Source organism: Flavobacterium sp. GSB-24, from assembly GCF_027924665.1.
Taxonomy (GTDB): Bacteria; Bacteroidota; Bacteroidia; order Flavobacteriales; family Flavobacteriaceae; genus Flavobacterium.
The window spans coordinates 4045387-4059948 of record NZ_AP027043.1 but is presented as its reverse complement, the minus strand read 5'-3'; the positions used below and the strand labels follow the sequence as shown (position 1 = coordinate 4059948).

9 protein-coding genes are annotated in these 14562 nt (G+C 35.3%); all 9 read left to right on the top strand.

Annotated features, from left to right (window positions below; all coding sequences use genetic code 11):
- Positions 1–5 precede the first annotated feature (5 nt).
- Positions 6–3533 carry a malectin domain-containing carbohydrate-binding protein gene (locus QMG60_RS17495; protein ID WP_281865822.1) on the top strand — a complete coding sequence of 1176 codons (3528 nt, stop codon included), beginning with the start codon at positions 6–8 and terminating at the stop codon, positions 3531–3533.
- Between the two features lie 180 nt (positions 3534–3713).
- Positions 3714–6134, top strand: coding sequence for a sugar-binding domain-containing protein (locus QMG60_RS17490; protein ID WP_281865821.1), 2421 nt, complete (start codon positions 3714–3716; stop codon positions 6132–6134).
- Positions 6135–6386: 252 nt separating this feature from the next.
- Positions 6387–6893 carry an endonuclease V gene (locus QMG60_RS17485; RefSeq protein WP_281865820.1) on the top strand — a complete coding sequence of 169 codons (507 nt, stop codon included), beginning with the start codon at positions 6387–6389 and terminating at the stop codon, positions 6891–6893.
- A 129-nt stretch (positions 6894–7022) separates the two neighbouring features.
- The gene (locus QMG60_RS17480; RefSeq protein ID WP_281865819.1) at positions 7023–7829 is read left to right on the top strand and encodes an SDR family oxidoreductase; all 807 of its coding nucleotides are present in this window, start codon (positions 7023–7025) and stop codon (positions 7827–7829) included.
- A gap of 11 nt (positions 7830–7840) precedes the next feature.
- Entirely contained in the window at positions 7841–8146 is a 306-nt protein-coding gene (locus tag QMG60_RS17475; protein ID WP_281865818.1) for a hypothetical protein, read from the top strand.
- Positions 8147–8185: 39 nt separating this feature from the next.
- Complete coding sequence (locus QMG60_RS17470; protein ID WP_281865817.1) at positions 8186–9100, top strand: helix-turn-helix transcriptional regulator; 915 nt, start codon at positions 8186–8188, stop codon at positions 9098–9100.
- 154 nt (positions 9101–9254) lie between these two features.
- Positions 9255–9812, top strand: a complete 558-nt coding sequence (locus tag QMG60_RS17465) for a YdeI/OmpD-associated family protein (protein WP_281865816.1) — start codon at positions 9255–9257, stop codon at positions 9810–9812.
- Positions 9813–10125: 313 nt separating this feature from the next.
- On the top strand, positions 10126–12219 hold the full coding sequence (locus QMG60_RS17460; protein ID WP_281865815.1) for an alpha-L-fucosidase: 2094 nt from the start codon (positions 10126–10128) through the stop codon (positions 12217–12219).
- A 129-nt stretch (positions 12220–12348) separates the two neighbouring features.
- Entirely contained in the window at positions 12349–14277 is a 1929-nt protein-coding gene (gene nagB, locus QMG60_RS17455; protein ID WP_281865814.1) for a glucosamine-6-phosphate deaminase, read from the top strand.
- Positions 14278–14562 lie beyond the last annotated feature (285 nt).

Genomic DNA, 14562 nt, shown 5'->3' with positions numbered 1-14562 from the left:
AAAATATGAAAAGAATAGTTTTTTTTATTTTTTGTTTTTTTTCAAGTCTTTGCTTTGTTTGGAGTCAGAGCAAAGGTTCAGGGAAGCTTCGTAAAGAAATTTCGCTGAATTCATCTTGGGAGACCGTAATACTGGATAATCTTCCGCTGAAAGAAGAAGATTTTGTAGAAAATCCAAAAACTGATTCCAATTGGCAAAAGGTAAGTGTGCCTCACAATTGGGATCAGTATTATGGTTTCAGAAGAACAAAACATGGAAATTTACATGGTACTGCTTGGTACAAGAAATCTTTAAAACTGGATAAAAAAGACGTTTCTAAAAAGCTTTTCCTCTATTTTGAAGGCGTCAGTTCCTACGCAACAGTTTGGGTAAACGGCAAAAAAGTCGGCGAACACAAAGGTGGCAGAACTACTTTTACATTAGACATAACAAAAGCCGTTTCTTTCGATAAAGAAAACCAGATTTTGGTTAAAGCAGCACATCCCTCTTTTATTGCCGATCTTCCTTGGGTTTGCGGAGGATGTTCTGGCGAATGGGGATTTTCTGAAGGTTCGCAGCCAATGGGAATTTTTAGACCTGTTACGTTGGTTGTTACAAACGATGTTAGAATAGAACCTTTTGGAGTTCATATCTGGAATGATAAATCGGTTTCCAAACAAAAAGCCATTCTTCATACTACAACAGAAATCAAGAATTACGGTGCTTCAAACCGAAATTTAACGATTGAAAACATCCTTTTTGATGCTTCAGGAAAGAAAGTTGCCATTACAAAAAGCGACAACAAAATTAATTCAGGAGAAACAAAAGAAATAACACAAACACTTCCAGAGATTATAAATCCGAAATTATGGTCGCCGTCGAGTCCGTATTTGTACAAATTGGTGACTTCTATTTATGAAAACGGAAAAATAATCGATCAGTTAACAACACCTTACGGAATCCGTTGGGTGAGCTGGCCGGTCAGCCGTGACGGAAAAGACAATCGTTTTTTTATCAATGGCGAACCTTTATTCATCAACGGAACCTGCGAATACGAACATTTAATTGGAAACAGTCATTCGTTTTCAGACGAAATGATTCATTCCAGAATCGAACAAATCAAAGCGGGCGGATTTAACGCTTTTAGAGAAGCGCATCAGCCTCATAATTTATTGTATCAAAAAGAATTAGACGAAAACGGAATTTTATTTTGGAGTCAGTTTTCGGCGCATATTTGGTACGATACACCAGAATTTAAAGAAAACTTCAAAACCTTATTACGCGAATGGATTAAGGAACGCAGAAATAGTCCGTCGGTGGTGATGTGGGGATTGCAGAATGAAAGTACTATTCCGAAAGAATTTGCAGAAGAATGTACTCAGATTATCCGCGAAATGGATCCGTTATCAGCTTCTCAAAGAATCGTGACGACTTGTAATGGAGGAGAAGGAACAGACTGGAATGTCGTTCAAAACTGGTCAGGAACGTATGGCGGAGACCCTTTGAAATATCATTTAGAAATGAGCACGCAGTTGTTAAACGGTGAATACGGCGCTTGGCGCTCAGCTGATTTACATACCGAAGGCGAGTTTGACCAAAAAGGAACTTTGAGCGAAAACAGATTCTCTCAATTAATGGAAATTAAAGTTCGCGAAGCCGAATCGGTTAAAGATAAAATTGCGGGGCAGTTCAACTGGCTTTTTGCTTCGCATGAAAATCCGGGACGCGTACAGAACGGAGAAGGCTTTAGAGATATTGACAAAGTAGGCCCGGTAAATTACAAAGGACTTTTTACCATTTGGGGCGAACCTTTAGATGCGTTTTATATGTACAGAGCCAATTACGTTTCGAACAAAACCAATCCGATGGTGTATATCGTTTCGCACACTTGGCCAAGCCGTTGGGATAAACCCGGAATCAAAAACGGAATCGATATTTATTCGAATTGTGACGAAGTAGAATTGTTTAATGATGTGAATAAATCTTCTTTAGGAAAATTAAAAAATCCAGGAATCGGACAGCACTTTCAGTTTAACAATGTCAATATTCAATACAATGTTTTGTATGCTGTTGGATATGTAAACGGAAAAGCGGTTGCTAAAGATTATATCGTTTTAAATACACTTCCGAAAGCGCCAAATTTAGCCGATTTAACTCCTGAAAAAACAGACTTATTAAAAGATAAAAAAGGCTATAATTACATCTACAGAGTAAATTGCGGTGCATTTGAATTTACTGATAGTTCAGGAAATACTTGGTTTGCAGATACGCACAAAAGCGGAAAATATACTTGGGGTTCTTCATCATGGACAGATAACTTTGAAAAACTTCCGGATTTCTTTGCAAGTCAGCGAACGACTTTTGATCCAATAAACGGTACAAAAGATCCCGAATTATTCCAAAGTTTTAGATACGGTGTTGACAAATTGCGTTACGAGTTTCCTGTTCCCGACGGAGAATATTTAGTAGAATTATACTTCACAGAACCGTGGTACGGAACTGGAGGTGGAATGGACTGCAAAGGCTGGCGTTTATTTGATGTTGCCATCAACGAAAATGTAGTTTTAAAAGATTTTGATATTTGGGCAGAAGCGGGACACGATCAGGCTCTGAAGAAAACTTTTGTCGTAAAAAGCAAAGACGGAAAAATTGTGATTTCGTTTCCGAATGTAAAAGCAGGGCAGGCAATTATTTCTGCAATTGCTATTGGAACTAAAGATCGAAAACTAAGACCTGCAGATGCATCGCCAAAAAATATTCAGAATTTTGTTTTAGATTCTTATGAGAAAACCAACAGAATAGCTTCGTGGATGGATATCAATTCAAAACAATTTTCAGATTCTGATGTTGTTTTTACCGAATTGCCTTCTGAATTATTCGGTGCCGATTATTTACAGTTTTCAGTTGCTTCTAAAAATAAAGGTTCGTTTACTGCCAAAGAAGATTCGAATATTTATGTTTTAGTTGATAGTAAAGTCAAAGAATCAGCTTCGCTTTCTGATTATAAAAAAATAGAGGAAAAAACGAAAAACAGCAATGGAGTTTCGTTTACCATTTTCAATAAAAAGGTTAAAAAAGGAGAAAAAGTTCTTTTTGATAATGCTGAATCGATAAGCACAATTGCTGTTGTTCCGGTTTATGATATGGGCGAAAAAGACGATTCAAGACCTGTTGTAATTATTGAAGCTGAAAACGCTAAAACAACAGGAACCGGAATTGAAAAAGGAAATTTCAAAAAAGCCGATTATATTGAGTTTACCAAAAAAACAGCAAACAGTATTCAGTTTGAAGTAAAACCGGGCGTTGCGGGAATTTATTTGATGCGTTTTAAATTCATGAACAGAAATGAAACGCCTTTAAAAGTCAAATTTAAAATGGAAGATGCGTACGGAATTTTAATGCGAAATGATACCATTGAGTTTTTTACAGCACCAGAAAAGTGGAAGATTTTAAATACGACATCGGGCGGTTATATTAATGCAGGAACGTATAAAATAACGTTGGAAGGAGATGATTTGAAAGGATTGATGCTGGATAATTTCGAATTTCAATAGGTTTTTTTGAGGTTCAAAGAGGCAGAGGTTCAAAGGCTCAAAGGTTTATCAGAATTGCATTGTAGAGACGCACTGCTGTGCGTCTAACGTTCAGTACGGCCAATTGGAACGTAGACGCACTGCGGTGCGTCTCTACAGAAAAAACGTGCGGACATTTTATTAGAATAAAAAAACATATTTATGATTAAACATAAAAACATATTTCAAAAAATTACAATAGCCTTATTGTTTTCAGTATCCATTTTTGCGCAAAAACAAGCCAGAATTGTCGAAGATTTCAATAAAAACTGGAACTTTAAATTAGGAGATTATGCAGATGCAATTCAAGCAAATTTCGATGTGAAAGATTGGAGAACATTGCAATTACCGCATGATTGGAGTATTGAAGGCACTTTTGATAAAGATGCTAAAACCAAACAAGCGCAAGGATTTTTGCCTGCTGGAAAAGGCTGGTATCGCAAAGTTTTTTCTATTCCTGCGAACTGGCAAAACAAAACAGTTTCAATAGAATTTGATGGCGTTTTTAAGAACAGTGAGGTTTTCATAAATGGAAAATCATTGGGAATGCGTCCAAACGGTTATATTTCTTTTGGTTATGATTTATCTCAATATGTAAATTTTGGGAAAGAGAACGTTATTGCAGTAAAAGTCGATAACGATGCACAACCGAATTCAAGATGGTACACAGGATCTGGAATTTACAGAAATGTGCGTTTGGTTGCTAGCGAAAAATTGCACGTTGGAAAGTGGGGAACTTTTGTAACCACGCCTGAAGTTTCTGCGGCAAAATCTAAGATTCATTTAGAAGTTGCAATTGATAATGACAATGAAACTTCGAAAGAATTTAAACTCGTTACTTCAGTTTTAAATGCTGACAATAAAGAAGTGGCTAATTTTACTTCAACAGAAAAAATATCGGCTAAAACTTCAGAGAAAAAGATTCACGATTTGGTTTTAAATCAGCCAAAATTGTGGGATACTGAAAACCCGTATTTGTATAAAGTGGTTACTAAAATTTATGAGAAATCGAAATTAGTCGACACTTACGAAACGCCTCTTGGTTTCCGTTTCTTTAGTTTTGATTCGGCGAAAGGATTTTCTTTAAACGGAAAACCAACGAAGATTTTGGGAGTCTGCCTGCATCATGATAATGGCGCTTTGGGAGCGGTCGAAAATATTCATGCGGTGAGAAGAAAACTGACTTTGATGAAAGAAATGGGCGCAAACGCCATTAGAATGTCTCATAATCCGCATTCTTTAGAAATGATGCAATTGTGTGACGAAATGGGTTTTATCGTTCAGGACGAAGCTTTTGACGTTTGGAAAAAGAAAAAAGTAACGAACGACTATCACAAAGATTGGGATGCATGGCACAAACAGGATTTAGAAGATTTTATCAAAAGAGACCGAAATCACCCATCGGTTATGATGTGGAGTATTGGGAATGAAATTAGAGAACAGTTTGATTCGACAGGAATTGCAATTACAAGAGAATTAGCTAAGATTGTAAAATCGCTAGATACAACGCGTCCTGTGACTTCGGCTTTGACCGAAAATGTTATTGAGAAGAATTTTATTTATCAATCTGGAGCTTTGGATCTTTTGGGCTTCAATTATAAGCATGAAGATTATAAAGATTTTCCAACACGTTTTAAAGGACAGAAAATATTAGCTTCAGAAAGCGTTTCGGCTTTAGAAACACGCGGTCATTATGATTTTCCAGACGGAATTAAAGCTTGGCCAACCAAACACGGCGCTCCATTTGACGGGAATGCAGACTGGACGGTTTCTGCTTACGATCAGGTGAAATCGTACTGGGGCGCAACGCACGAAGAGAACTGGAAAACGATTAAAAAACAGGATTTCATGGCGGGAACTTTTATTTGGACTGGTTTTGATTATATCGGAGAACCGGATCCGTATCCGTATCCTGCGAGAAGTTCTTACTTTGGAATTGTGGATTTAGCCGGACTTCCAAAAGATGTGTATTATATGTACCAGAGTGAATGGTCGAATAAAACGGTTCTGCATATTTTACCACATTGGAACTGGAAAAAAGATCAGGAAGTGGAAGTTTGGGCGTATTATAATAATGCCGATGAAGTAGAATTATTCTTAAACGGAAAGTCTCTCGGAACAAAATCAAAACAAAACGACGATTTGCATATTTCATGGAAAGTGAAATTTGAACCGGGAACACTAAAAGCGATTTCAAGAAAGAACGGAAAAGTGGTTTTAGAAAAAGAAATTTACACAGCGGGAGAAGCTTCAAAAATTGATTTGAAAGCAGAAAAAACTACAATCAAAAACGATACTTATGATTTGGTTTATGTAACAGTTTCTATGTTAGATAAAGAGGGAAACTTATTGCCAAATGCTATGGATTTAATCAATTTTGAAGTGACTGGCGGAGGAAAATTAGTTGGGGTTGATAATGGTTATCAGGCCAATTTAGATTCTTTTAAAGCCAATTCTTGTAAGTTGTTTAATGGGAAATGCATTGCGATTATTCAATCAAACGGAAAGAAAGAAAATATTCAGTTGAAAGCAACGACAGGAAATGGAATTCCAGTTTCGTCGATTCTGATAAAGGTTAATTAATCTATATGCCGCCCCGCTGGGGCTTTTGATTAACACCTCATTTTTCTATAAATATTAAGCTCCGCTGGAGCTTTTTTTATGGAAAATGCTTTTGGCGAAATATATAGAAAAAGATTGCAGATCTGGAAGAGCGAAATATTTAGATCTAAATTTAAAAAATCAGTAAACTCCATTAGAAATAATGGAGTTTTTTTATGAAGTACAAAGTTGATTTTGTCTTATATTAGCATCTTTGACAAGAAATAAAACACTATGATATTAGCATTTGATACTTACTATTTTGATGGAAAAGCCAAAACAGTTTGTTTGGAATTTGAAGAATGGGATGAAAGTAAAAACTTTAAAATTCACACCGAAATAATAGAAAATGTAGAAGAATATATTCCTGGTGAGTTTTACAGAAGAGAACTTCCCTGTATTTTAAGTTTATTAAATCAAATAGATCTAGCAAAAGTTGATATTATAATAGTGGATAGTTTTGTTTATTTAGATGATGATAAAAAATATGGTTTAGGCGGGCATTTATACGAGAGGCTTAATAAAGAAATTCCGATTATTGGCGTTGCCAAAACAAATTTTGCATCGATTGAAAAAGATAAAGTCGGGATATTAAGAGGCGATAGCCAGAAACCATTATTTATTACTGCCATTGGAATCGAACTTGAAGATGCCGTTGAGAAAGTAAAAAGTATGGCAGGAGAATTTAGAATTCCAACATTGTTAAAAGAACTGGATCGATTGACGAAAGAGAATTTATAAACCAAAACTCCATTAGAAATAATGGAGTTTTTTAGTATCCGTCATTTTGGCTAATACATCTTCCAAAACGGCTACAAACACCTTTATACTTCGGCTGATCTTTGCATTATAATTTTAAAACAATTAAAAATGCAAAAGACAATTTTTATTACAGGAGCTTCAACAGGATTAGGAAAATCTACAGCAAAATTATTTCAAAGCAAAGGCTGGCAGGTAATTGCGACCATGCGTAATCCAGAAAAGGAAACAGAATTAAATCAATTAGAAAATGTGATTGTACTTCCGTTAGACGTCACAAATTCAGAGCAAATTGATTCTACGATTAAAAGTATTACAGAAAATTATTCGATCGATGTAGTTTTAAATAATGCTGGTTATGGTTTAATTGGCGCTTTAGAATCTTTAGAAAACCATCAAATCGAACGTCAGATCGTGACTAATTTATTCGGGGTTATTCGGGTTTCAAAAGCTTTTGTATCTCACTTCCGAGAGAAAAAAAGCGGTACATTCATTAATATTACTTCTACTTTCGGTTTAATGGGTTTTCCTACTTGTTCGATTTACAGCGCGACAAAGTTTGCCGTAGATGGATTCTCAGAAAGTCTGGCATCAGAATTAGTCCAGTTTGGAATACAAGTAAAAGTTGTGGCTCCAGGGGGCATGAAAACAGATTTTGCCATACGATCTATGGAAGTTGCACAACACGAAGCATATGAAAAACTAACTTTTGAAGTGAGTAAAGGGTATAGCGCAGAACAATTAGAGAATTATACAAAAGCCGAAGATGTTGCTCAAATTATCTACGAAGCTGCGACAGACAACAAGAATCAATTACGATATATTGCCGGAAATGATGCCAATGCATTATACAATGATCGTTTAAGTTTGGGAGCTGAAAATCAGGTGAAAAATATCAAAACAATGTTTACTTTTTAATTTTAGATGAGATGAAAAATCAAGCTATAGAATTGACTACCTTTAAACTAAGAGGTTTTACAACCAAACAATTTATTGAAGCTAATGCTGCAATTGATGCATTTTTGAAACGCCAAAAAGGATTTCGTTCCCGAACTATTTTCGAATTAAAGAAAGATGTCGTGTATGATATGTTGGTTTGGGACAGCGAGGAAGATGGTACAAATGCAATGCATAAATTAATGACTGAATTGAGTGATTCGCCCGTACATGATATGATCGATCAAAGTACTGTGAGCTGGAATATTGCGCCAGTAGAACATTTTGTAAATTTGTAAAATCTTCAGCATTTTTAAGCTGTACATTCATCCATGAAAATGAAAAATCAACCCAGAATATTCAATACCATTTCGGAGTTGCATAAAGCAATGGGACAACCGAAACCATTGCATCCGCTAATTAGCATTCTGAATTATGGCGAAGCTGTATTTGATCCCACAGATTTTGAAAATGGAATTGTTTTGGATTTTTATAAGATATCTTTCAAGACAAATTTTACAGGAAAACTGCGTTACGGACATGGTTTTTACGATTTTGAAGAAGGCGGAATGTCGTTTGTTTCTCCAGGGCAAGTTTTGAAAATGCAGGAAGAAGAAGCCGATTACAGCGGAATGTCATTAAACATTCATCCAGATTTTTTTCGTCCATATTCTTTAAATGAAAATATTAAAAAATATGGATTTTTCTCTTATTCGGCTGCCGAAGCTTTATATCTTTCAGAAAAAGAAAAAGAGACAATTTTAGGCGTTTTTATAAATATTCAGAATGAACTGAACGAACGAATCGATCATTTTAGTCAGGATGTTATTATCTCGCAAATAGAACTTTTGCTGAATTACAGTAATCGATTTTACAATCGACAATTTATAACCCGAAAAGCGGTTAATAATGATATGCTTTCAAAATTGGAAAATTTGCTGAACGATTATTTTAATACTGAAAAGCCTTTAGAAAATGGTTTGCCAACGGTGCAGTTTGTAGCCGATGAAATGCAATTGTCTGCAAGATATCTCAGCGATTTACTGCGAAGTACTTCGGGACAAAACACACAGCAGTTTATTCATGACAAATTAATAGAAAAAGCTAAAGAATATATTGCCAAAGGAACTTTTTCGGTTTCAGAGATCGCTTATAAATTAGGTTTTGAACATCCGCAGTCATTTAATAAACTTTTCAAGAAAAAGACAAATATAAGTCCGATTGAATTTAAAGAATTATTTAATAAAAATTAAAATATTGCATTAGTAATTTTGAACCATATATGTTATTTTAAGTTTCCTCTTAATTAAGATGACATATATGGTTTTATTCTTTAAATTAACTTAGCCCTCTGCTTCAGATAGCTATCGGGATTGTGTGATTCTTTGTACATTTATAAAAAAAATAATGACACCAACTTTCTTCGCAAATCAATCCGAATTTAGAAAATGGCTAGAGAAAAATCACCAAAAAGAGAAAGAACTTTTGGTCGGTTTTTACAAAGTTAACAGCAAAAAGCCATCTATGAGCTGGTCAGAATCTGTAGATCAGGCGCTTTGTTTTGGGTGGATCGATGGCGTTCGAAAATCTATAGATCAAGATAGTTATACAATCCGTTTTACTCCCAGAAAATCTTCGAGCATTTGGAGCGCGGTAAATATTCAAAAGATGGAAGATTTAACCAAAGTAGGACTTATGACAGATGCCGGATTAAAAGCATTTAGTTTTAGAACGGAAAGTAAATCTAAAATATATTCTCACGAAAAAGAACCCGTTCCGCTGGATGAAGCTTATGAGAAAGAGTTTAAAAGTAATAAAATAGCTTGGGAATTTTTTGAGAAACAAGCGCCTTCATACAAAAAAGTAATGATCCATTGGATTATGAGTGCCAAGCAGGAAAAAACGAGACAATCACGTCTTGAAAAAACGATTATAGAAAGCCAAAATCAAAAGAGAATATTGTAAAAAATTATTGTGCTTTGGCCTTTTAACCAATGGTACATATACTTTTTTTCGTATCCATTTATAGATGCCACAAAGTTAGGTTTTTCAATTGCAATGATAAACAGATTGTTTGTTTTGCTTGTGTTTGTTGTTTCCGCTATTTTGATTTTTATTTTAAGATGGAAGATTAAACTCTTTCAAGTCAAATCATATTTTAAATATACATTCAAAACCAAAACACTTTTAAATTTGTTGTTGGTCGAAATTCTGTAGATGAGAAAATCAATTTATACTACATTTATGCTTTATAGATTATTTTAAAGCAATTCAGCAAATGAAAAAAGTATTCCTTTCGTTATGTTTTTTTGGTGTAATTTCTAATGTTTCGAGTCAGGAATTGGCCAATGCTCCAAAGCCTTTTGGACCGCTTCCGACGCAAAAACAAATCGACTGGCAGGAAATGGAATTTTATGCTTTTGTACACTTTTCATTAAACACTTTTACCAATAAAGAATGGGGTTACGGAGACGAATCGCCAGAGCTTTTTAATCCGTCGCAATTGGATGTTCGCCAGTGGGCACACGTGGTAAAAGAAGCCGGAATGAAAGGAATTATTCTGGTTGCCAAACATCACGACGGTTTTTGTTTATGGCCATCAGCCTATACAGAACGGTCGGTTAAGAATTCTCCTTGGGAAAACGGAAAAGGAGATTTGGTAAAAGAATTGGCTGCAGCCTGTAAAGAATACGATTTAAAGCTAGGATTATACCTTTCGCCATGGGACAGAAATCATCCGCAATACGGAAAACCTGAATATATAACGTATTTTAGAAATCAATTAAAAGAATTATTGACAAATTACGGAGATGTTTTCGAAATGTGGTTTGACGGTGCAAATGGCGGTGACGGTTATTACGGAGGAGCAAATGAAACCAGAAAAATCAATTCGCTTACCTACTATAATTGGGATGAAACTTATAAAATGATTTACGATATCGCTCCAAAAACGTTGGTTTGGGGAGTTGGACCATCAGAAGCGAGATGGATTGGGAATGAAGAAGGGCGCGCAGGAAAAACCAATTGGTCGTTATTACGTCAGAAAGATGAGTTAGCTGGAAAAGTACATTACAGCGAATTTATGTCTGGACATGAAGATGGAGAAAAATGGGTTCCAGGCGAAGCCGATGTTTCGATACGCCCAGGATGGTTTTACCATTCTGTGGAAGACGATAAGGTTCGTTCGCTTGATGAAATGGTCGATATTTATTATGAATCAATTGGGCGAAATGCGACTTTATTATTGAATCTTCCAGTTGACAAACGCGGTTTGGTTCATGAAAATGATGAAGCAAGATTAAAAGAATTGGTGGCAACAATTAAAGCCGATTTCAAAACAGAATTATTGGCTGGTTCTAAAGTTCAAGCTTCAAACACAAGAGGAACCGATTCTAATTTCGGACCTCAAAATGTTATTGATGGAAATAAAAATACGTATTGGGCAACAGACGATAAAGTCAAACAGGCTTCGATTGAATTTACGTTTAAAAAGCCAATAGCAATCAATAGACTTTTACTTCAGGAATATATAAAATTAGGACAGCGCGTAAAAGCATTTTCTGTAGAAGTTAATGTAAACGGACAATGGAAAACAATTGCCAATGAAACCACAATTGGTTACAAAAGAATTTTACGTTTAGACCGTGTGACGGCTTCAGCGCTTAGAATTAACATTTTAGATGCAAAAGCTGGCTTTGTAATTAATACAATTGAAGCCTATAATGCGCCGACTTTTGTAAAAGAACCGCAGATTCTTCGTGATAAAAATGGCTTGGTGACGATTAAATCGGAAGATGGAAATACGGTTTACTATACTTTAGACGGGAAAATGCCTTCTGAAAAAAGCACTTTATACAAAACTCCTTTTACTTATAATAAAGCAGTAACAATTAAAGCCATTTCAAGAAACACTAAAGAAAAAATTAATAGTGCTGTTAAAACGGCTAAATACGGTGTTTCTAAAGAAAAATGGAAAGTGATTTCGGTTTCAAGCGGTGACACTAAAACTGTTGAAAAAATTATTGATGGCGATGCCAATACCGATTGGGGTTTTGGAAATGATGAAAATAAACTGCCTCAATCTGTGATTATTGACATGGGTGAATTAATAGAAATAAAAGGCTTTACGTATATACCACAGCAGGTTGGAAATAATTTGAATTTAATTTCGAATTATGAATTTTATACCAGCGAAGACAATATTACGTGGACTAAACAATCGGAAGGAGAATTTTCAAATATCAAACACAACCCAATTGAACAATTTAAGAGTTTTGCTGCAGTTAAAGCAAGATTTTTAAGATTTGTGGCGACAGCTGGCATAGGAAAAGCGCAAAGTGTTTCGATTGCCGAAATCAGCATCATCGAATAAAGGCTTTTTCTGCTCCTTAAAAACTACTTGAAGTTTGCTATTTTGTTTTCTGCCGAACGATAGTCGTTATTAGTCGAAATTTTAGTTCTAACGGACTATTTAATTCTACTTTTATCTTACATTAATTAAATGAGCGACAGCGATATGATTAAAGAAGATATTGGATTTACGGAAGCAGGAAAATTTGAAGAAACTCGTTTTGAGAAAATTCATAATGTTATTTTCGAATCGTCGCAGGAAGCTTCTTTATTGGTCGCGCAGGAAATTGCCAATTTAATTCAGAGAAAAAATGAACTAAACGAACCTTGTGTTTTAGGTTTAGCTACAGGATCTTCTCCAATAAAAGTTTACGAAGAGCTTGTAAGAAAACATAAAGAAGAAGGACTGAGTTTTGCAAACGTAGTGACCTTCAATTTAGATGAATATTATCCGATGGATAAAAATGATATTCAGAGTTATTATCATTTTATGCACGAGCATTTGTTTCATCACGTTAATATTCTTCCAGAAAATATCAATATTCCAGACGGACAGGTTAGTGCTGAGGAATTACAACAATATTGTATTGATTATGAGATGAAAATTAAATCGTACGGCGGTTTAGATTTTCAGCTTTTAGGAATCGGCAGAACAGGACATATTGGTTTTAATGAACCAGGTTCGCATGTAAACTCTGGAACCAGAAGTATTACTTTGGATCATTTGACACGTGTCGATGCGGCCTCTTCTTTTTTAGGAATTGACAATGTTCCCAGAAAAGCCATTACAATGGGAATTGGAACCGTTAGAAATGCAAAAAGAATCGTTTTACTAGGATGGGGAATTAGTAAAGCAGGAATTATAAAAAATACAATTGAAGGCGAGGTTTCTTCGCAAGTGCCGGCTACGTATTTACAAGAGCATAACAACACAACATTTGTTCTAGATACAGAAGCTTCATCTGAACTTACAAGGGTAAAAACGCCTTGGCTGGTTAAGTCTTGTGTTTGGACAGATGAATTAAAATTAAAAGCGGTGGCATGGTTAAGTGAGTTGACGAAGAAACCTTTCCTAAAACTAACTGATAAAGACTATAACGACAACGGAATGTCGAGTCTTTTGACGGAAGAAGGAACTGCATACGATTTGAACATTAAGATGTTTAATAAAATGCAGCAAACCATTACAGGATGGCCGGGAGGAAAACCAAATGCAGATGATACCTATAGACCAGAACGTTCAACTCCTGAAAAGAAAAGAGTAATTATTTTTAGTCCGCATCCGGATGATGATGTGATTTCGATGGGAGGAACATTTGACCGTTTGGTAGAGCAGGGGCATGAAGTTCATATTGCGTATCAGACTTCTGGAAATATCGCGGTTTCGAATGAAGAAGCTTTAAAATTTGCAGAAATTTCAAAAGCATTAAATCCAAATTCTACTGTTTCAGATGAAATTATTGATTTCCTTCAAAACAGAACCGGAAATGAAATTGATTCTCCTGAGGTTAGAAAATTAAAAGGATTAATTAGAAGAAGTGAATCTTTTGGAGCAACTCGTTACATTGGTTTGCCAGATTCTAATGTTAACTTTTTAGATCTTCCGTTTTACGAAACAGGAACAGTGAAAAAGAATAATCTTTCGGATACAGATATCGACATTATGTGTGATATTATTGAAAGAATAAAACCGCATCAAATTTATGCCGCCGGAGATTTAGCAGATCCGCACGGAACTCATAAAGTTTGTTTAGACAGTTTGTTTGAAGCTTTAAAAAGATTAAAACACAAAAGTTTTATGGACGACTGCTGGGTTTGGCTTTACAGAGGCGCATGGCATGAATGGGAATCGTACCAAATTGACATGGCAGTACCAATGAGTCCTGACCAGGTTTTAAAGAAACGACATGCGATTTTTTATCACCAGTCTCAAAAAGACGGAGTTATGTTTCAAGGTGATGACAGCAGGGAGTTTTGGGTGCGAGTTGAAGACAGAAATAGATTGACTGCAGAAAAATATCACAACTTAGGATTAGCAGATTATTCGGCTATCGAAGCGTTTAAACGTTATCATTTCTAAGGATTTTTCCAGCAATAAAGATAATAGACTATTTCATGGTTTATTTTGGTTAGTTACCTATAATTGAGAGAAAATGCGGTCGTGGTTGGCCGCATTTTCGTTTTTTACTCGTTTTGTGTTTTTTTACTGCAGAGTTTTTTTTAACCGCGAAGTTTTTTTAACCGCAAAGAGCGCAAAGATTTACGCAAAGCTCACAAAGGGTTTTTTTCTAGATGAAAATAGATAAAAAAGTTCGCAAAGCTTATTCTTTAAGCTTTGCGAACTTTTTTATAATCCTTTTTTAAA